20 protein-coding genes are annotated in these 20,220 nt (G+C 63.9%); 12 read left to right on the forward strand and 8 right to left on the reverse strand.

Annotated elements, in window-relative coordinates:
- Positions 1–54 precede the first annotated feature (54 nt).
- The 6 genes from C2L66_RS17120 to C2L66_RS17145 all read right to left on the reverse strand — a co-directional run bounded on the left by C2L66_RS17120 (position 55) and on the right by C2L66_RS17145 (position 5,229).
- Positions 55–765 (reverse strand): dienelactone hydrolase family protein, encoded by a 711-nt coding sequence (locus C2L66_RS17120; RefSeq protein WP_054933075.1) that lies wholly within the window; start codon positions 763–765, stop codon positions 55–57.
- Positions 766–908: 143 nt separating this feature from the next.
- Positions 909–1,133 (reverse strand): hypothetical protein, encoded by a 225-nt coding sequence (locus C2L66_RS17125; RefSeq protein WP_060604364.1) that lies wholly within the window; start codon positions 1,131–1,133, stop codon positions 909–911.
- A gap of 286 nt (positions 1,134–1,419) precedes the next feature.
- Positions 1,420–1,857, reverse strand: coding sequence for a carboxymuconolactone decarboxylase family protein (locus C2L66_RS17130; protein ID WP_060606989.1), 438 nt, complete (start codon positions 1,855–1,857; stop codon positions 1,420–1,422).
- Between the two features lie 204 nt (positions 1,858–2,061).
- Positions 2,062–2,907: a carbohydrate ABC transporter permease gene (locus C2L66_RS17135; protein WP_035999640.1), complete on the reverse strand. Its 846-nt coding sequence runs from the start codon at positions 2,905–2,907 to the stop codon at positions 2,062–2,064.
- Complete coding sequence (locus tag C2L66_RS17140) at positions 2,904–3,794, reverse strand: carbohydrate ABC transporter permease (protein ID WP_035999643.1); 891 nt, start codon at positions 3,792–3,794, stop codon at positions 2,904–2,906. The genes C2L66_RS17135 and C2L66_RS17140 overlap by 4 nt, the downstream gene beginning before the upstream one ends.
- Positions 3,795–3,996: 202 nt before the next feature.
- A complete protein-coding gene (locus tag C2L66_RS17145; RefSeq protein WP_054933073.1) occupies positions 3,997–5,229 on the reverse strand; it encodes an ABC transporter substrate-binding protein in 1,233 nt (410 codons plus the stop codon).
- A 298-nt stretch (positions 5,230–5,527) separates the two neighbouring features.
- Here C2L66_RS17145 and C2L66_RS17150 point away from each other — a divergent pair, with 298 nt between their 5' ends.
- Genes C2L66_RS17150 through C2L66_RS17160 form a run of 3 tightly spaced genes read left to right on the forward strand, consistent with a single transcriptional unit; the run spans position 5,528 to position 8,333 of the window.
- Positions 5,528–6,301, forward strand: a complete 774-nt coding sequence (locus tag C2L66_RS17150) for an SDR family oxidoreductase (RefSeq protein ID WP_060604363.1) — start codon at positions 5,528–5,530, stop codon at positions 6,299–6,301.
- Between the two features lie 49 nt (positions 6,302–6,350).
- Positions 6,351–7,421, forward strand: coding sequence for an ABC transporter ATP-binding protein (locus C2L66_RS17155; RefSeq protein ID WP_060604362.1), 1,071 nt, complete (start codon positions 6,351–6,353; stop codon positions 7,419–7,421).
- A 39-nt stretch (positions 7,422–7,460) separates the two neighbouring features.
- A complete protein-coding gene (locus C2L66_RS17160; RefSeq protein WP_060604361.1) occupies positions 7,461–8,333 on the forward strand; it encodes a MurR/RpiR family transcriptional regulator in 873 nt (290 codons plus the stop codon).
- A gap of 12 nt (positions 8,334–8,345) precedes the next feature.
- Here the strand turns inward: C2L66_RS17160 and C2L66_RS17165 are convergent, their stop codons facing one another.
- Together C2L66_RS17165 and C2L66_RS17170 are read right to left on the reverse strand one after the other, a co-directional pair.
- The gene (locus C2L66_RS17165) at positions 8,346–9,173 is read right to left on the reverse strand and encodes an IclR family transcriptional regulator (protein WP_060604357.1); all 828 of its coding nucleotides are present in this window, start codon (positions 9,171–9,173) and stop codon (positions 8,346–8,348) included.
- Entirely contained in the window at positions 9,170–10,018 is an 849-nt protein-coding gene (locus tag C2L66_RS17170) for an IclR family transcriptional regulator (RefSeq protein ID WP_060606987.1), read from the reverse strand. Before C2L66_RS17170 ends, C2L66_RS17165 begins: the two co-directional genes overlap by 4 nt.
- Before the next feature lie 236 nt (positions 10,019–10,254).
- Between C2L66_RS17170 and C2L66_RS17175 the strand changes: the two genes are divergently transcribed.
- From C2L66_RS17175 to fhuB, 9 genes are all read left to right on the forward strand, one after another.
- Positions 10,255–11,214: an MBL fold metallo-hydrolase gene (locus C2L66_RS17175; RefSeq protein WP_054933068.1), complete on the forward strand. Its 960-nt coding sequence runs from the start codon at positions 10,255–10,257 to the stop codon at positions 11,212–11,214.
- 42 nt (positions 11,215–11,256) lie between these two features.
- Entirely contained in the window at positions 11,257–12,978 is a 1,722-nt protein-coding gene (locus tag C2L66_RS17180; RefSeq protein ID WP_060604347.1) for an FAD-dependent oxidoreductase, read from the forward strand.
- Positions 12,979–13,020: 42 nt separating this feature from the next.
- Positions 13,021–13,269, forward strand: coding sequence for a DUF2783 domain-containing protein (locus tag C2L66_RS17185; protein ID WP_060604345.1), 249 nt, complete (start codon positions 13,021–13,023; stop codon positions 13,267–13,269).
- Positions 13,270–13,383: 114 nt separating this feature from the next.
- On the forward strand, positions 13,384–14,715 hold the full coding sequence (locus C2L66_RS17190) for an MFS transporter (RefSeq protein WP_060606984.1): 1,332 nt from the start codon (positions 13,384–13,386) through the stop codon (positions 14,713–14,715).
- 372 nt (positions 14,716–15,087) lie between these two features.
- Entirely contained in the window at positions 15,088–15,795 is a 708-nt protein-coding gene (locus C2L66_RS17195) for an RNA polymerase factor sigma-70 (RefSeq protein ID WP_082670407.1), read from the forward strand.
- A gap of 55 nt (positions 15,796–15,850) precedes the next feature.
- Positions 15,851–16,084 (forward strand): MbtH family protein, encoded by a 234-nt coding sequence (locus C2L66_RS17200; RefSeq protein WP_054933064.1) that lies wholly within the window; start codon positions 15,851–15,853, stop codon positions 16,082–16,084.
- 140 nt (positions 16,085–16,224) lie between these two features.
- Positions 16,225–17,250 (forward strand): TauD/TfdA family dioxygenase, encoded by a 1,026-nt coding sequence (locus C2L66_RS17205; RefSeq protein WP_060604343.1) that lies wholly within the window; start codon positions 16,225–16,227, stop codon positions 17,248–17,250.
- A 4-nt stretch (positions 17,251–17,254) separates the two neighbouring features.
- Positions 17,255–18,097 carry an ABC transporter ATP-binding protein gene (locus C2L66_RS17210; RefSeq protein WP_060604340.1) on the forward strand — a complete coding sequence of 281 codons (843 nt, stop codon included), beginning with the start codon at positions 17,255–17,257 and terminating at the stop codon, positions 18,095–18,097.
- Complete coding sequence (gene fhuB / locus C2L66_RS17215; protein WP_060604337.1) at positions 18,094–20,220, forward strand: Fe(3+)-hydroxamate ABC transporter permease FhuB; 2,127 nt, start codon at positions 18,094–18,096, stop codon at positions 20,218–20,220. Before C2L66_RS17210 ends, fhuB begins: the two co-directional genes overlap by 4 nt.

Raw genomic sequence — 20,220 nt, forward strand, 5'->3', positions numbered from 1 at the left:
CTCGCCGGACGGACCCGAACACGCTTCTCACACGCGCATCTCGCGCCGCGACTTTTACTTCTCCCAGAGCTTGCGGCCAAGGAAGGTCAGCGTCCGATCCCACGCCATTTCCGACCACACCGGGTCGAACTGCGTGCTGGCGATGCGGCTGAAGCCGACGGCCGTTTCGTTGGCGAACCCATGATGGGCGAGGTAGCGATGAAACTCGACATCCACGTTCGCGTCGCGCAACTTCGACTCCAGCGTATCGACTGTCGCGATCGGGAAGAACGCGTCCTGCGTCGCGTAATGTCCGAGCACGGGCACCTTGATTTTCGACGCGTCGATATAGTCGAGCGGAGGGAAGCCGTAGAACACGACACCCGCCGACAACTCCGGGCTTTGACCCAGCGTCAGCAGGGTCAGCGCGCCGCCCATGCAATAGCCCATCACCGCGACACGGCCCGAGCGCTGCTTGAGATATTGCGCCGCGCCGCGAACGTCCTGCGATGCGGCATCGCCGAAATCGAGGCTGTCCATCAGGTGGTGCGCTTCTTCCTCTTCGACCGTCGATTTGCCGCGATACAGATCGGGCACGAGCGCGAAGTAGCCGGCCGCCGCAAGGCGATCCGCGACGCCGCGAATCTGGTCGTTCAAGCCCCACCATTCCTGAATGACGACCACGGCGGGCGCGCCATCCGTTTTCTCGGGCGTGGCCAGATAACCTTGCAGTTGCTTACCGTCTGGGCGGCTGAAAGTGATCGTGGAGCCTGTGGTCTTTTTCATGAGCGTGTTCCTGATGAGTGGACCCACTAGCATAGCGCCAATGCGGGCCGAATGCAGGCCCGCGGACTGGCCGGAAATGAAAACATCCTGCAAGCTTCGAGTGCTTGCAGGATGTCGCACATTACTCGCCGGTTCCGGATGCTTTAGTCACCGGGAAGCCAGTAGCAATCCGAAGGATTCCAGCTGGGATCGCAAATCCAGTAGCCGAATGCGAGCTTCTGATCGGCGATCGAAGCGGTCTTCGGGCCGTCCGATTTCATGGCGAACGGCTGCGCTTCCAGCGCGACGGGCGCCGCCGACGCGGTTTGCGTGAAACACGACAACATCGATGAAGCGAGCAACGCAAGTAATGCAGATTTCACTTTCATGTCAAATGCTCCGTTGTGATCTGATGAACACGATGCACCGCTGTTTGAGGTGTCACCGTACGGACGACTTTATTGACAGGAGTGAGCGTCGCTAATCGGATTGCTTTCCCGCGCGCGTCAGGATTCTCCGATTTTTGTGCGGATGCGGCTTTGGGTCAAAGATTGTCCGCCCCGATGTTGACGCGGTGCGATTACCGCGGATGCCTTGCGAAGCCTGCACATGAAAAAACGGGCGCCGATGCCCGCTTTCTGCAACGCCGCGCGAACCGCCCGAATGCCGCGTTCGTTACGCCGGCATCTTGCGGAATGAAATCGCAAAGCGGTTCCACGCATTGATCGCCGAAACCAGCAGCGTCAGGTCGACCAGTTCGGCCTCGCTGAAATGCGGCTTCACGGCTTCCCACACTGCGTCGGGCACATGGTCCTCGGAGATCAGCGTCAGGGCTTCCGTCCACTCGAGCGCAGCGCGTTCGCGTGCCGTGAAGAACGGCGTTTCGCGCCACACGACGACCGTCGCCAGACGCCGATCCGTTTCGCCGCCCTTGCGCGCGTCTGCGGTGTGCATGTCGACGCAAAACGCGCAACCGTTGATCTGCGATGCGCGCAGACGCACCAGTTCCGTCAGCGATTTTTCGAGGTCGCTCTTGCCGATGCGTTCTTCGAGCGCGAGCATTGCCTTGATTGCTTGCGGATTGGCTTTGTAGAAGTCTAGACGTTGTTCCATGATCGTTTCCTCACTGAGAGTGCGCATTGGCCTGCGCGACACAGGGAGATTAGGCGCGAAACTGGCTGTGCGAAATGTCCAATTCAGAGAAATTTGAGGTAACCACTTCGGCGCGATCGCGGAACCACTGAAGGCAGACGGAAAGAATGCAGACCAAGGACCGCCGCCGCGCGACGGCCCTTGTGTGACAGAAAAAAGCAGATGTTATTTGACCGCGCCGAGCGCGAGGCCCTTCACGAGGTAACGCTGCAGCCAGGCGAACACGATCGAGACGGGCAACGTCGCGCACAGCGTGGCGGCCATCACCAGATGCCATTCGACGACGTACTTGCCCGCCACCATATCCGTGACCTGCACGGTGAGCGTCTTGTTTTCCGGCGAGCGGATCAGCGTATAGACGACGGCGAATTCGTTCCACGCGTTGATGAACGTGAAAATCGCCGTCACGACGATGGCGGGCACGGCGAGCGGCAGGAACACCTTGAACACGGCGCGCGTGCGGCTGCATCCTTCGAGCCACGCGGATTCTTCGAGATCGCGCGGCACGGTCTGGAAGTACGACGACAGCATCCATACGGCAAACGCAATGTTGAATGCCGCATATGAGACGATCACGCCGATTTTCGAATCGACGAGATTGCCGTCGCCATACGGAATCATCGCGGCGAGACGGAACAGGCCGACCACGAGCAGAATCGGCGAGAGCATCTGCGTGACGAGCAGAAACTGGCGGTACAGTCCGCGTCCGCGAAACGGAAAGCGCGCCAGCGCATACGCGGCGGGCAGGCTGACAGCGAGCGCGAGCGCTGTCGAAAGCAGGCTGATGACGGTGCTGTTGCGCAACGCGACGCCGAAGTTTGCGGCGGTCCACATGTCGACGAAGTTCTGCCATTGCCAGTGCATCGGCAGCCAGCGCGCCGGATAGACGAACACTTCGTTGGCGGGCTTGAGCGCGGTGAAGAACATCACGGCGAACGGAAACAGCACGACCACGATCAGCGGCGACAGCGCGAGCCAGCACCACACGGTGCGTTTCATCTTCGCGTTCATGCGGGCTCTCCTTCTTTCGACGGCTGAATGCGCAGATACAGCACCGAGAACACGAACAGCATGATGAGCATGACCAGCGACACAGCCGCTGCCTGTCCGGGACGCCCGAGCCTGAAGCCGAGTTCGTACAGATAGGTGACGAGAATATGCGTGCCGTTGTCGGGGCCGCCTTGCGTCATCACCCAGATGATCGGAAACGAGTTGAACACGTAGATCACGTTGAGCAGGATCGCCATGTTCACGAACGGGCGCAGCAGCGGCAACGTCAACTGGCGGAACTGTTGCCATGCGCTCGCGCCGTCGATGCGCGCGGCTTCGTAGATGTCGCCCGGCACGGATGACAGGCCGCCGAGCAGAATCGTCACCGTGAATGGAATCGACACGAGAATACCGACTGCGATCTCGACGGGAAACGCAAGCTCGGGCGTCGCCAGCCAATGAATCGGACCGCCGATCAACCCGAGCCGCTGCAGCGTCACGTTGACCATCCCGTAGTCGTCGTTGAAGGCCCAACGCCAGACGACAGCCGTCATCGTCAGCGACACGGACCACGGCAGCATGATGATCGTGCGTGCGATGCCGCGCCCGTGAAAGTCCTGATTCAGCACGAGCGCAACGGGCACCGAGATGATCACCGTGCCGCCCACCACGAACGCAGTCCAGACTATGGTCCGGCGCAGCGAATCGAGAAACACGGGGTCGGCGAATACCGTGAAGAAGTTCTTCAATCCGGTGAAATCGCGAATCGCGCCAAAGCGCGAAACATCGTGCACCGACTGATACACGATGTTGAAGATCGGGTAACTGATGATGAACAGCGCGAGGATCAGACTCGGCGCGATCAGCCACCAGGGCGCGGCGGCGCGTGGGGCAATGGAACGGCTCATGCGTGCTCGATCGACGGATGCTTGGGCGTTGGAACTCATGAAGCCCTCGGGACGGAATGGGCCGGATGCAACCCGGCGCTTCGCATGAAAGTTGACATCTGGATTCGCGCGAAAGGAAGCGCGCTCATCGAATGGGAAGCCGCATCGGCGTCGAGCCGATGCGGCTTCCCGTACTTCCCTGACGAATCATCGAAACGCGTGGTTACTGGCCGAGCGCCTGATTCGCCTGGCTCGCGGCCTGCTTCAGCGCATCGTCAGGCTTGGATTTGCCGAGGTACACGGCCTGCATCGCGTTGGTCACGGCCTTCGCGGTGTCTTCCCAGCCCGTCACGGTCGGCGCGAAGCGCGCCTGCGGCAGCAGCGCGATGAACGCCTTGGTGTCCGCATCGTTGAACGCTGGGTCGGCGGCTTCCGCCTTGGTGGTCGGCAAAAAGCCTTCCGTGCTCGTGAACTCGACGCGCGGCTCTTTCGTGAACAGATAGTCGAGGAACTTCCAGGCGTCCTTCTTCACCTTCGAGTTCTTGAACATCACGATCGAGTCGGTGACGGCATACGTCGCGCCGTTCGTGCCGACGGGCAGCGGATCGATGCCGTATTTCAGGTTCGGCGCTTCCTTCTTGATCTGCTTCGCGAGGAACGGCGCGGAAATCATCATCGCGACGCGGCCTTGCTTGAAAAGGTTCTGCACGTCTTCACGGCTATAGCCGGTGACGCCCGGCTGCGTCAGACCCTGGTCGATCATCGACTTGTACAGCGTCGCTGCCTTGATGCCCGCGGGCGAATCGAAACCGGCCTTGCCCTGCTTGTTCAGCACGTCGCCGCCGTTGGTCCACAGCGCATAGTAGTAGTACACGTCGGTTTCGATTTCCTTGCCTTGCAGGCCGAAACCGGCAATGCCCTTCGCCTTCAGCTTCTTCGACGCATCGATCACGTCATTCCACGTCTTCGGGCCATTCGGATAGCCGACGCTCGCAAGCAGATCCTTGTTGTAGTACAGCGCGCGGGCCGAAGCGGCGATCGGCAGGCCGTAGGTCTTGCCGTTGATCTGGCCGGGCGCAAGGAACGGGCCAATGAAGCGGTTCTTGAAGTTCGCGTCCATGTACGGGTCGAGCGGCTCCGCGACGTCGTCCTTCACGAAGTCGAGCAGCCAGCGCGTGCCGACGATCGCGAGGTCGGCGTTGGCGTTGCCCGAGATATCCGTTTGCAGCTTCTGTTGCAGCGTGTCCCAGTTCACGTCCTCGATCTTGATCGTGGTGCCGGGATTGGCCTTTTCGAACTGGCGTGCCATTTTCTCGAAGTACGGTGCCGTCGCGTCGCTGTAATGCGCGACCGTCACACGCACCGTATCGGCGTGCGCCGATAGGGCAAGACCTGCAAACGCGAGCGCTGCGGCGACTTTGCCGAGCGTAAGGGAAGCACGTGCATGCAACGACATTTCGTCTCTCCTGGGGTGGTCCGCCGCCGTACCCGGCTGCTTGGGTTGAATTGTTTGAAAAAATCCTACACACGAAAAAAAATGTTGTCACGTAGGGCTGACGATATTTTTTGTCGCGCGCTTTTTTGCATAACATGCTGTAAAGGATGGGCTTTTTGTGCGGTGCGGGGAATTGGCCATCTATTGCGTCCGCATGGTTGGCCAGCGGTGAAAATGTGCAATATGTAGGAAATTTACACAACGGACGCGGCTTGTTGCCCGGTGCAAAAGCCGCCTGCCTACGCGAAGAGGACAGGACATGAAGCGTGTCGTGCTGGTGACGGGAGCATGCGGCGGGATCGGCAGTGTGTTGTGCCGGCGTTTCGTGCAGGACGGCGCGACCGTGCTCGCGCTCGATGTCGATGCAGCCGCGCTGGATCAGCTGGCTGCGGAACTGGGCGCCGACCGCGTGACACCCATCGCCGTCGATCTGTGCGACGCCGACGCCGTGCGCGAAAGCGTCGCGCAGGCGGTCGAAAAATGCGGCCCCGTCGACGTGCTCGTCGCGAACGCCGGCGCGGCGCAAGGGCTGACGCTCGCGAAAACGGATGCCGCGAGCTGGCGGCGCGACGTCGATCTGAATCTGAACGGCACGTATCACACGGTCGAAGCGGTGCGGGCGTCGATGATCGGGCGGCAGCAAGGGTCGATTGTGCTGATCGGCTCCGTGAACGGCCTGGCGGCGCTCGGTCATCCAGCGTACAGCGCGGCGAAAGCGGGGCTAATCAGCTACACGAAGTCGCTGGCGATCGAGCTTGGCCGCTACGGGATTCGCGCGAACATCGTGTGTCCCGGCACAGTGAAGACGCAGGCGTGGCAGGCGCGCGTCGACAAGAACCCGCAAGTTTTCGAGGACCTGAAGAAATGGTATCCGCTACGCGACTTCGCGACGCCCGACGATATCGCCGACGCCGTGCAGTTTCTCGCGTCGCCGATGGCGCGCGTGATCACGGGCGTGGTGTTGCCCGTCGATGGCGGCCTGATGGCGGGCAACCGGCTGATGGCCGAAGAACTGACGCTCGAATCGATCTGAACGCCCGGAGCAGGCACGCGACACAACCGCAACCGACGATGAGGACAGCATGGCAGCAGTGCAACTGAGCGGCATCTACAAGCGTTACGGCGACACGCAAGTCGTGCACGGCATCGACCTGCATATCGACGACGGCGAATTCGTCGTGCTGGTCGGCCCGTCCGGTTGCGGCAAGAGCACGCTGATGCGGATGGTCGCGGGCCTCGAGGAAATCAGCGGCGGCGAGTTGACGATCGGCGGCACGCGTGCGAATGGTTTGCCGCCGCAGCAGCGCAATATCTCGATGGTGTTCCAGAGCTACGCGCTGTATCCGCATCTGTCCGTGTACGACAACATCGCGTTCGGTCCGCGTATCCGCAAGGAAGCGTCGACGAGTTTCAAGCCGCGCATCGAAGCCGCCGCGAAGATGCTGAACCTCAGCGGCTATCTGGACCGCCTGCCGCGCGCGCTGTCGGGCGGGCAGCGTCAGCGTGTCGCGATGGGCCGCGCGGTGGTGCGCGAGCCGTCGCTGTTCCTGTTCGACGAGCCGCTGTCCAATCTCGACGCCAAGCTGCGCGTGCAGATGCGCACCGAGATCAAGGCGCTGCATCAGCGGCTGAAGAACACGGTGATCTACGTCACGCACGACCAGATCGAAGCGATGACGATGGCCGACCGCATCGTCGTGATGAACGCGGGGCGCATCGAGCAGATCGGGCGTCCGCTGGAGCTCTACGACCGGCCGGCGAATCTGTTCGTGGCGAGCTTCCTTGGCTCGCCGTCGATGAATTTCGCCGCCGGCGAAGTGGTGAGCGCGTCGAACGGCCTCGCATTGCAGCTCGCGGACGGTGTGCAGATTCCGCTGCACGGCACCAGTCAGGCGGCGAAACCGGGCGCGAAGCTTACGCTCGGCGTGCGGCCCGAGCATATCGAAGCGTCGAATGAAGGCATTCCGATGGATGTCGAGGTGGTCGAGCCGACGGGCGCGGAAACGCATCTGTACGGCAAGATCGGCGGCGCGGCGTGGTGCGTGACGATGCGCCAGCGCGCGTCGATCGAGCCGGGCCAGCGCGTGACGGTGCGCTTTCCCGAGCAGCACACGCATCTGTTCGACACGGAGAGCGGCAACAGACTGGGCTGACATGCCGCTGATTCATCTTCCATCGAAAGGAACGCACGGGTGTCCGCACCGAACCTGATTCCTCACATCCGCAGCGCGCTCGAATCGCTGCGGCCCGCCGAGCGCAAGGTCGCCGACATGGTGCTGTCCGATGTCGACTTCGCGATGCGCGCGAGCATCACCGAGCTCGCGCAACGCGCGGACGTGTCGGAGCCTTCCGTGACGCGCTTTTGCCGCGCAGTGGGCGCGCACGGTTTGCGTGACTTCAAGATGCAACTCGCGCAGAGCGTGGCGGGCGGGATGCCGTATGCGTCGACGGCCGTGGCGCGCGGCGACGATACACAGACGCTGATCGACAAGGTCGGCGAAGCGGCCGTCGAGGGCATCACGCAGGCGCGCAGCGCAATCGATCCCGTTGCGGTGAATGCGGCGCTCGCGGCGCTCGCAAGCGCGCGCCGCGTGTATTTCTTCGGGGTCGGCTCAGGCTCGGGGCTCGTCGCGCAGGACGCGGCGCTGCGTTTCCTGCGGCTCGACATCGCCGCGAGCGCGTTCACGGATGCGCATTTGCAGCGTCTTTACGCCGGCCTGCTCGAACCCGGCGATGTCGCGTTCGCGATTTCGCATTCGGGCCGCAGCGTCGAAGTGAACGAGAGCATGCAGATCGCGAAGGAGCGCGGCGCGACGACGATCGCGCTGACGAATGTCGGCTCGCGGCTTGCGTGGCTCGTCGATATTCCGTTGTTGTTGCGCGTACCGAGTCCCGTCGATCCCAACACGCCGGGCGTATCGCGGCTCGTGCATCTGTGCGTGATGGATGCGCTCGCGATCGGCGTCGCATTGCGGCTGGAGCCGCATACGCTGGAGAAGATGCGGCACGCGAAGGCGCGGCTGTCGCAGGAGACGGGTGCGGCGGCGGAGGATGGCGCGCAGTAGTCGGCCGCGCGCTCAGCCCGTCACATACCCAAACCGCCGCGACAGCCGCTGCGTCGCTACCCGCAGCGTTTGCGCCGCGCCGCCTTGCGTGTCGCTGTCGAAACTTCCCGCTGTGCCCATCAACGCGAGCACCAGCACGATGCTGCCGGTGTGATCGAACACGGGCGCAGCAAGCGTGTTGATGCCGGGGATCGGCTTGTTGAGCGCGGTGTCGATGCCGTGCTCGCGAATCCGCGCGAGACGTTCCGCATACGGCGGCGCGAGCGTCGCATCGTGCGTATCCGCCGCCGACGCACCCGCCAGCCTCAGATGATCCTGCGCGAGCAGACCATGCCGCACATCGTCGGCGACATGCGCGGCGAACACGCGGCCAATCGCCGTATTCACCAGCGACATCACCGTGCCCACGCGCAGGCTCACATGCAGCGGCCGCGCCGATTCCTCGAGCCGCACGACAGTCGGCCCAAGCGGACCGAGCACGGCCATCGCGACGCTCATGCCCGTCGTCACCGCGAGATCGACGATCTCCGGTTCGGCTTCGCGCGTCGGCGACAGGCGTTGCAAGCCGATCAGCCCGAGTTCGAGCGCAAGCGGTCCTGCTTCGAAACAGCCCGACGGATCGCGGCTCAGCAAGCCGATCTTCTGCAAGCTCACCAGATGAGGAAACGCCTTGGCGGGCGCCATGTCCGCAGCCGCAGCGAGATCGCGCAGCGACAACGGCTTGCCTGCCGCGACCAAAGCCGTTAGCAGTTCGCCCGTGCTGTCGAGCGATTGAATGCCGCGCTGCTGCTTCGTGTCGGTGTTCGCGGCCGATGATGTGTTATCGAGTGCGTCTTTCATGTTCGATCCGCCGCGCTATCCGCGCCGATTTCGCGCGCTGCATGCCGAAGCGCGCGCGCGACGGGACCGTCCCAGTTTACGTCGATCGCGCCGCTCGGCCCGATCACCGTCAACGCGAGACATAAGTGCCCGTCGCCATCGAGCACGGGCGCAGCGAGACTGCTGATGCCGGGGCTCGGCGCATCGATGCCGCGTTCGATGCCGCGCTCGCGGATCGCCGCGAGCGTCGCGTCGAACGCCTTGCGTTCGGAAGGCGCAACGATATCGCCCGCGCCACCCGACTGGTTCGCCCACATCGTTTGCAAGGTCGCGGGCGGGAGGTGTGCGCAGAACACGCGCCCCGTCGACGTCGCGGGCAACGACATCACCGTGCCCACATGCAGGTTCACGTGCAGCGGAAACCCCGCATGTTCGTATCGGACGATGGTGGGGCCCTGCGGTCCCGCCGTACAGATCGCGACGCTGAAGCCGATCTCTTCGGCGAGCGCCGCGACGCGCGGCACGGCGGCGCGAAACGCCGGCTGGTTCGCCAGTTGCATCAGGCCGAGCCGCAACGAGAGCGGCCCCGGTTCGTAGCGCCCCGAGAGTTCGTCGCGCTTGATGAGACCCAGCCGCGTGAGGCTCACCAGATACGCATGCGCCTGGCCTGGTGCGATATCGGCGCTCGTCGCGAGATCGGACAGCGCGAGCGGTGTGCGTGCTTTCGCAAGCGCGTGCAGCAGCCGTCCGCCGACCTCGACGCTCTGGATGCCGCGCTGCTGCTTGCCCGAGCCCGTCGTCTCGTCGTCTTTTGCTGTCTTCACCATGCCGCTCGCGTCGCCTGCCTGCATCGAAAAAAGGTCCATGTTAAACGAACGCCACGCCATGCCCGTTCGATCCAGAACCGCCCAGGGTATACGAGAAATTAGCGTATAGCGATACGTTTCGCTATTGACAAATAATCGTCAGAGTCTAAGATGAAATCACCCCGGGCTAACAATCGCCGGACATCATTCCAATCAGACTGGACGAGACACCTCCCTACCGCTGCGCCGGCGTGCGCCGCGTCTCGCCCGTCGCCCCTCAATCAACGGAGACGAGCATGGCCAAGGCATTCGCATCGCAAGCCGACCTCGAAGAAAAGAAGATCACGTGGACGCAGTTGTCCGAGAACGCCTATGCGTACACCGCTGAAGGCGACCCGAACTCGGGCGTCGTGATCGGCGACGACGGCGTGCTGATCGTCGACACCACCGCGACGCCCGCCATGGCGCAAGACCTGATCGCGAAGATTCGCAGCGTGACCGACAAGCCGATCAAATACGTCGTGCTGTCGCACTACCACGCGGTGCGCGTGCTCGGCGCATCGGCGTATTTCGCGGAGGGCGCGCAGCAGATCATTGCGAGCCGCGGCACGTATGAAATGATCGTCGAGCGCGGCGAGGCCGACATGAAGTCGGAGATCGAGCGCTTTCCGCGTCTCTTTGCAGGCGTCGAAACGGTGCCGGGCCTCACGTGGCCGACGCTGGTGTTCGAGAAGGAGATCACGCTGTTCCTCGGCAAGCTCGAAGTGCGCATCGCGCATCTCGGCGCGGGTCACACGAAGGGCGACACGGTCGTATGGCTGCCGTCGCAGAAGGTGCTGTTCTCCGGCGACCTCGTCGAATACGACGCGGCCTGCTATTGCGGCGACGCGCAACTCGAACAGTGGCCCGCCACGCTCGAAGCGCTGCGCGCGCTGAACGCCGACATGCTCGTGCCGGGCCGCGGCCCCGCGCTGACCACGCCGGAAGATGTCAACAAGGGCCTCGACTACACGAAGGACTTCGTCACGACGCTGCTGCAAAGCGGCCGCGAAGCCGTCGCCGACAAGCTCGATCTGAAGGCCGCGATGGCGCACACGCGCAAGGCGATGGACCCGAAGTTCGGTCATGTTTTCATCTACGAGCATTGCCTGCCGTTCGATGTATCGCGCGCTTATGACGAAGCGAGCGGCATCACGCATCCGCGCATCTGGACCGCGCAGCGCGACAAGGACATGTGGGACGCGCTGCAGGCGTGATGACGCGGCAATAGCACAGCGCAGATGGATGGAGACAGCAGAATGAGCAGCATCAACTACCAGACCTTGTCGTTCGAATACCGGCGCTGCGCCGAGCAGGATGCAGCCGCAGCGGCGACAGACGCCGCGCGGCATCCTGTGATCGTGGTCGGCGCGGGGCCCGTCGGTCTCGCGACGGCGATCGATCTCGCGCAGCAGGGCGTCTCGGTTGTACTCGTCGACGACGATTGTTCGCTCGCTACTGGTTCGCGCGCAATCTGCTTTTCGAAGCGTTCGCTGGATATCTTCGACCGCCTCGGCTGCGGCGACCGCATGGTCGACAAGGGCATCAGCTGGAACGTCGGCAAGGTGTTCCTGCAGAACGAGATGGTGTACACGTTCAATCTGCTGCCGGAGGCGGGGCATCATCGGCCCGCGTTCATCAATCTGCAGCAGTACTACGTCGAAGGCTTTCTGCTCGAACGCGCGCAGTCGCTGCCGGATATCGACATCCGCTGGAAGAGCAAGGTGGTCGGCTTGCAGCAGCACGGCGAGCCGGGTTCCGCCGATGCATTCGTCACGCTCACCGTCGAGACGCCCGAAGGCGAGTACGCGTTGAGCGGCCGCTATGTGGTCGCCGCTGACGGCTCGCGCAGCCCGATCCGCAACATGATGGGCCTCGACAGCAAAGGCCGCGTTTTCAAGGACCGTTTCCTGATCGCCGACGTGAAGATGGAAGCGGAGTTTCCGAGCGAGCGCTGGTTCTGGTTCGATCCGCCGTTTCACCCAAATCAATCGGTGCTGCTGCACCGGCAGCCGGACAACGTGTGGCGTATCGACTTCCAGCTCGGCTGGGACGCGGACCCGGCGCTCGAGAAAACGCCCGAACGCGTGCTGCCGCGCGTTCGCGCGCTGCTCGGGCCGGACGTCAAGTTCGAACTGGAATGGGTCAGCGTCTATACGTTTTCGTGTCTGCGCATGGAGCGCTTCCGGCACGGTAACGTGCTGTTCGTCGGCGACGCCGCGCATCTGGTCTCGCCGTTCGGCGCGCGGGGCGCGAACAGCGGCTTTCAGGATGCCGAGAACGTCGCGTGGAAACTGGCGATGGTGCTGGCCGGCCGCGCGCCCGATGCGTTGCTCGACACGTATGCAAGCGAACGCGAATACGCCGCCGACGAAAACATTCGCAACTCGACGCGCTCGACGGACTTCATCACGCCCAAGTCGCCCGTCAGCCGGACGTTCCGCGATGCCGTATTGAAGCTTGCGCGCAAGCATCCGTTTGCGCGTCAGCTCGCGAACAGCGGGCGGCTTTCGGTGCCTGCGGTACTGCACGACTCGACGCTCAATTCGGTCGATCACGACGGCTTCGACGGCAAGATGGTGCCGGGCGCTTCGTGCGTGGATGCGCCTGTGTTATCGAATGGCGCGCCCGCGTGGCTGCTCGCGCAACTCGGCAATGCGTTCACGTGCATCGTCTTTTGCGGCAAGGATGGCATCGACGCGGCGACGCAACACGCGTTGAAGGCGCTGCAGACGGGTTCGATTCCGTTCAGGCTGGTTGTCGTCGCGTCGCACGGCATTCGCCATGCCGTGCATGGCCTCGACGATGCCGTCGTGCTCGAAGATGCGGAAGGTCTCGCGTGGTCTCGCTACGACGCCACGCCCGGCACGTTCTATCTGATCCGTCCGGACCAGCACGTGTGCGCGCGCTGGCGCACGTTCGACGCCACGCGCGTCGACGCGGCGCTCAAGCGCGCGTTGTGCGTGGAAGGCGTTGCCTGAACGCAGTAGCGCAGATCACTACGATAAAAGTTGGAGACAAACGTGGCACTCATCACGCAACTCAATCTGACGCAGCCCGACGACTTCTACGAAGCGCTGATCGACATGCACCGCGATTTCGACGAAGCGCAAAGCCAGGCCGCGAATGCGCAACTGATTCTGCTGCTCGCCAATCATATTGGCGATTACGCGACGCTGATGGAAGCGATCCAATACGCGCGCGAAGGCGTCGATTTGCCGAATTCATCCGCTGTGCAGCACACGGCCGACGCACCGCGCGTCGCCGCCTGATCTTTCGATCCGGCTCGCCCATTCAACGAAGCGCGAGCCGTCTTTCCTGACAACACGGCGCAACAGACGCCGGACCCAATGGGTCCGTTGGACCCGCATTGCCTGGAGATCTCGATGAGTCAGTCAATCACGCATGCCTATGAGCCCGGCGAGCCCGCCGCCGCGTTTCAGGACGACACCGCGCTGTACCGCAAGGTGACGTTGCGGATCGTGCCGTTTCTGTTTCTCTGCTACGTTATTTCGTTTCTCGACCGCATCAACATCGGTTTCGCGCAGTTGCAGATGAAGCACGATCTCGGCTTCAGCGATGCGATGTACGGACTCGGCGCGGCCATCTTCTATATCGGCTATGTGCTGTGCGAAGTGCCTAGTAACCTGCTGCTCGCGCGTTTCGGCGCGCGCCGCACGTTCACGCGGATCATGCTGCTGTGGGGCGCTGCGTCGGTGTGCATGATGTTCGTGTCGCAGGCTTCGCATTTCTATCTGCTGCGCTTCATGCTCGGCGTGTTCGAAGCGGGCTTCTTTCCCGGCATCGTGCTGTATCTGACGTACTGGTATCCGGCGCGGCGGCGTGCCGTGATCCTGTCGATCTTCTTCGCAGGCGTCGCGGTGGCGGGCGTGCTAGGCGGTCTCGTTTCCGGCTGGATCATGCGCGACATGGCGGGCGTGATGGGCCTGTACGGCTGGCAATGGATGTTCGCCATCGAAGGCGCGCCCGCTGTCGTGCTGGGATTGCTCGCTGCGTTCTGGCTGGTCGACGGCCCGCAGCACGCAGCGTGGCTCACGCAACAGGAAAAGGCTCATCTGATCGGGCAACGCGACGCCGAGCATCGGCCCGCGAACTCGCATTCGTCGCGCGCATTCATCGACGCGTTGCGCAACCCGCGCGTCTATCTGTTCGCGTTCATCTACTTTTCGTTGACGTGCGCGTCGTTGACGCTCAACTTCTGGATGCCGCTGATGATCCGCGACTTCGGCGTGCACGACGTGCTGTGGATCAGCCTGTACACGGTGATACCGAATGCGATCGGCGCGGTTGGCCTGATCCTGATCGCGCGGCATTCGGACCGTCACGGCGAGCGGCGCAAGCATTTCGCGGCGTGCACGATCGGCGGCGGCATCGCGCTTTCGCTGTTGACGCTGCACTTGAGCAGCTTTGCCGCAATGCTCGGCATTCTTTCGATAGCAGCCGTGCTGATTTTTGCCGCGCTGCCGATCTTCTGGACGGTGCCGTCGGGTTATCTGTCGGGCAAGACTGCGGCGGCGGGCATCGCGTTGATCAGCAGCATTGGGATTACGAGCGGCATCGTGAGCCCGTGGGTGATCGGTCTGATCAAGACGCATACGGGCAGCATGGATAACGCGTTGTATCTGCTGACGGCTTTGTTGTTCATGAGCGGTATCGCGCTGTTGCGCGGGGTGCCGAAGCAGCGGGTTGTGGGGTAAGACTGCCGGTCCTGTTCGCCTATATGCATGGACCTTGCTGCGAACGCGCTCGCGACGTTATCTGTCGACGAGCGCTACTTCAAGCAACTAACCGTCCGTCGGTCTGACGTCTCCAGATCAGCAGTGCGCGAGGAAATCTGCTCATTCAGGTGGGTTTCCATGGACGGGCAGGAAGGCAATCCACCCGCCCAACCCCAATCCCCACAAGGCTATGCGCCCTGCATCGCCCGATCCCATTCCTTCGCAAAAACCATCCATCAAGCATAAACGTCACCAAAAAATAATAAGAATAGCCAGATTTATGATTGAGAATGATTCGCGTTTACGTTAGATTCGCTTCCATCTGATCGATAGCGACATGGAGACGATTCGATGGCTGAATCAATGGCGAGGTTTGCGGCACGGATCGACCGTCATCCGGCGGCGTTCGCACCAGGAGCACTGGACGACATCGATTGCGAGCCGTCCGAAGCGCGCGTCACCGCGACGGAACAACGCCGCTGCGAAGGACTGCTGCTCGACGTGCTGATCGAAAACCGCCGCTCGCTGATCCAGCTTGCGCGGTCGTTTGTCGGGTGTTCGAGCCGTGCCGAGGACGTGGTCCACGACGTATTCATCAAGCTCACGGGCTTTTCGAATCAGGACGACGTGCGGCAGCCGCTCGCCTACGTGGCGCGCATGGTGCGCAACGCATCGATCGACGCGTGCCGCCGCCAGTCGCTCGAAAACACGTGGCACGCATGCGAGGAAGACGGGCTCGATGTGCCATCGCCGGAACCGTCGCCCGAGTCCGCGCTCGTCACACGCGACTCGCTGCGCCACGCGTTCGACGCCCTCGCGCAATTGCCCGAGCGCACGCGCAGCGCCTTCGAGCGGGTGCGTCTGCGCGAAGAGACCTTGCAGGAAACCGCGCGCGCCTTGAATGTCTCGCAGACGCTCGTGCATTTCATGGTTCGCGACGCCGCGAAGCATTGCGCGGACTGCATGCACGCCGGCGCTCAAAACGTCGCGTACGCAAAGACGGCGGGGCGCAGTAAAAAAAGTTGTGCGTCGAACGTCAAGCAGATGACGGCCTCGTGAAGTCACGAAGGCAAACGTTCAACTGCATCTCACCTGATACGCAAGCAGACACGACATGACCCAGAACACGCATCAAGACGCACAGGACGACGTTCAATACACGGTCGTCATCAACGACGAAGAACAGTATTCGATCTGGCCGGCGTTCCGCGACGTGCCCGCTGGCTGGCGCGAAGTCGGCGTACGCGGGCCGAAGGCCGCGTGCCTCGAGCATATCGAAAACGTATGGACCGACATGCGTCCCGCGAGCCTGCGCCGTCACATGGACGCCGCGCCGGTTACGCGCTGAGCCATACGCTGCCGCCCTGCAACGGCAGCGCGCAGCAAAGATTCTCGCGCGCCACGAGCGCGCCGCGCGAGACCGTTCTTCGAGCCGCGTCGATGCGTAGTCGACGCATGATCGGCGCGGCCCGCCACTGAGGACACGTCATGACAGCGTCTCTCCCGACACTCGACGATCTGCGCATCGAGCCCGGCCTGCCGACCATCGTGTCGCCGCGCGGCGACAGGTCGTTCACGCTCGAAGCCGCCGCGCCGCTGTTGCGCGACATCGCGAGCAACTGCATCGAGCGCGCCGGCGGCTTGCTGTTCACGGGCTTCGCCGTGCCGTCGATCGACACGTTCCAGCAATTCGCCGCCTCGTTCGGCGCGCCGCTGATCGGCTATGAATTCGCGTCGACGCCGCGCAGCCAGGTCGAAGGCGCCGTGTACACGTCGACGGAATATCCGCCGCACCGCTCGATTCCGCTGCACAACGAGCAGTCGTACACGCGCGAATGGCCGATGCGCATCTGGTTCCATTGCGCGCTCGCCGCGCGTTCCGGCGGCGCGACGCCGATTGCCGACAGCCGCGCGATCTATCGTGCGCTCGACCCCGCGTTGATCGAGCGCTTCGCGCGACGCGAGCTGCTGTACGTGCGCAACTTCGGCCAGGGGCTCGATCTGCCGTGGCAACAGGCATTCGGCACCGAAGACCCGCGCGCCGTCGATGCGATGTGCGCGGCCCGCGGCATCGATTGCGAATGGCGCGAAGACGACGACGGCGAACCGTTGCTGCGTACGCGCGAGCTTTGCCAGGCGGTGGCCGTGCATCCGCGCACGGGCGAGCGCGTGTGGTTCAACCAGGCGCATCTGTTCCATCTGTCCGCGCTCGATGAAGACATGCAGGAAGCACTCGTCGATGCAGTGGGTCTCGACAACGTGCCGCGCAACGTCTACTACGGCGACGGCGCGCCGCTCGAAGCCGAGGCGCTCGCGGAGATTCGCGGCGTGCTGGATCAACAGCGCATCGTGTTCCCGTGGACGGGCGGTGACGTGGTGATGCTCGACAACATGTTGACGGCACATGCGCGCGATCCGTTCGAAGGCCCGCGCAAGGTCGTCGTCGCGATGGCGGACAGCTACAGCGTCCCGGCAAACGCACAAAGGTCCAACAGATTCGCCATCGCTACATGATCCAATGAAAAGCAGTTCCAACCTGGCGCTGTCGGCGCGTTCGCTGACGGTGGGATATCGCGATCATGTCGTCATCGACTCGCTCGATATCGACATTCGCGCCAATCGCGTGACCGCGCTGTGCGGGCCGAACGGTTGCGGCAAGAGCACGCTGCTGCGCTCGCTCGCCGGTTTGCAGCCCACGCTGGCGGGCGAGGTGGCGGTCGCGGGCAAGCCGCTCGCAGCGTATCGGCGGCGTGATCTCGCGCGCACGCTGACGATGCTCTCGCAGTTCAACCAGATTCCCGCCGGCCTCTCCGTGCGCGATCTCGTTGCGTACGGACGCTACGCGCACGGCGGCTGGATGCGCGGTTTGTCGAAGGAAGATCGCGCGGCGATCGACGACGCACTCTCCGCAGCCGGTATCGCCGACGATGCCGCACGCGATGTCGCCGCGCTCTCGGGCGGCGAGCGCCAGCGCGCGTGGATTGCCATGGCGCTGGCGCAACGCGCACCCATCGTGTTGCTCGACGAGCCGACCACGTATCTCGACATTCATCATCAGCTCGACATTCTCACCGAACTGCGCCGTTTGAATCGGGAGCGCGGCCTGACAATCGTCTGGGTGCTGCACGATCTGAATCAGGCTGCTGCCTACAGCGATGAAATCGTGTTGATGCGCGCTGGCCGCATCGTCGCGCAAGGCACGCCGGACGCGATCATCGATCCGCAGCATCTCGAAGCGACCTTCGGCGTGCCGATGCTGCGCATCGCGCATCCGCAGACAGGTGCGCCGATGTGCGTGCCCGCGCATGCCGCACGCGACGAACTGCCCGCCGCATCCGACGACAAAGGCCTCGCCGCATGACCACGCTTGCCGCAAGAAAACGCATGCAACGCGCGCAAACACGTGCGCTGCCGCGCTGGCGCGAGGCGCAGCATAGCCGCGTCGGCGTGTTGACGTTCGCGCTGCTCGCGTCGATCGTCGTCATTGCCGCGTTGCGCCTCGCCCCGGATCTGTCGATGATCCTGCACGCCGCAACGTCGAATGCAGCGCATGACACCGACGAACACGCGCTCGCGCATGTGCTGCTCTTCAACCTGCATTTGCCGCGCGTGCTGGCGGCACTGGTCGCGGGCGGATGCCTCGGCGTGTCGGGCGCGCTGTTCCAGTCGCTGACGCGTAATCCGCTCGCTTCGCCGGATCTGCTCGGCATCACGGGCGGCGCGCAGCTCGGCCTGCTCGCCGCGATGCTGATACCGGCGCTGGCGGGCGCGGCGTCCGTGCCGCTGCTGTTCGGCTGCGGCCTGCTCGCGGCCGCGTGCGTCGCGGCGGCAGCGGGCGGCTGGCGCGCGACACCGTTGCGCATGGTGCTCGCGGGCACCGTCTGCATGCTGCTGTTCTCGGCCATCTCGACCCTCACGCTCGCGTTCTTCGAGCAAAGCATCGCGGGCGTCGCGCTGTGGGCGAGCGGCAGTCTTTATCAACCGGGCGCAGAAGGACTGGTGACGGCAGTGCTGTGGCTGCTGTTGCCGCTCGCGGCGTTGCCCTTCGTCGTGCGTCCGCTCGATCCCATCGCGCTCGGCGACGACGCCGCGCTTGCCGTCGGCGTACGCGTGGATGCAGCACGCTTTTATGCGCTGCTCGTCGCGATCGGCTTCGCGAGCGTGGCGGTGAGCGTCGCTGGGCCGATGTCGTATGTCGGGCTGATTGCGCCGAATCTGTTGCGCCATTTGCGCGGCTCGCGCTCGACGCGGCTTGCCGCGCTCGCGCCGTTGTCCGCGCTGGTCGGCGCGCTGCTCGTGCTCGCAACCGATAGCGCCGTGCTCGCGCTCGATCTGGACGGCACGCTGTCGACGGGCGTCGCGATCGCTGTCGTAGGCACGCCGCTGATGCTCGCGATGATCCGCCACGGCGGCGCATGGACCTCGGCGCTCACGCAAGCGGCCGACGCTCCCGCTCAATCGGCACCCAGCCGTTTCGCTACATGGATCACAGGACTTTCTCCACTTGGTGCCGGTTTGATCGTCATCGCCGTTGCGGCCATTTCGATCTATGCCGCAGGCACGTTCGGCGAGACCACGCTCGACCCGTCGCGCTGGCTGGCCGCATTGAACGGCAGCGATAGCGTCGCGCGCATGCTGCTCGATCTGCGTCTGCCGCGCGTGGTATGCGCGTTGCTTGCGGGCGCGATGCTCGCGGCCAGCGGCGTGCTGATGCAAAGCGTCGTGCGCAATCCGCTGGCCGGGCCGGAAGTGCTGGGCGTCACGCAAGGCGCTTCGCTGGCGACGCTCATCGCGCTGCTGTTCTGGCCGCTCGCCGCGCACGCGACGATTGCCGGGTCGTCGCTGGCTGGCGGCGGCGTCACGCTCGTCGCGATTCTCGCGTTGAACCGGCGCATGCGTTATGCGCCGCTCGCGGTCGCGTTGACGGGACTGGTTGTCGGCACGCTGTGGACGACGCTCGCACAATGGGTGATTGTGCAGGAGAGCGTGCAGCCCGCGCGCTTCGTCGTGTGGCTGGTGGGCGGCACCTATGGTCGCAGCTGGAGCGATGTGCTTGCGCTGTTGCCGTGGTGCGCGGCCGCGCTGCCTGCGTTCGTGCTGCTCGCGCGTCCTCTCGATCTGCTCGCACTCGGCGACGACCAGGCCGCATCGCTTGGCTTGCCCGTGGCGCTGCTGCGTCCGCTAGCGCTGACGGTCGCGACGATCGCGGCCTGCGCGGCGGTTGCAGCCGTCGGGCCGATCGGCTTTGTCGGATTGATGGCGCCGCATCTCGCGGCATTGCTGGGGGCGCGCGCGCATCGCACGCGCTTGTGGCTCGCGGCGACGTGCGGCGCGGCGATTCTCGCCGCTGCAGATATCGGCGCGCGCACGCTGCTTGCGCCGCGCGAAATTCCTGCGGGGGTGCTGACGGCACTGATCGGCGCGCCGTATCTGCTCGCGTTGCTGATCGTGCAGGCGCGGCGCGAACGCAAGCGCGGGCGGTGA

Source organism: Paraburkholderia caribensis, assembly GCF_002902945.1.
Taxonomy (GTDB): domain Bacteria; phylum Pseudomonadota; class Gammaproteobacteria; order Burkholderiales; family Burkholderiaceae; genus Paraburkholderia; species Paraburkholderia caribensis.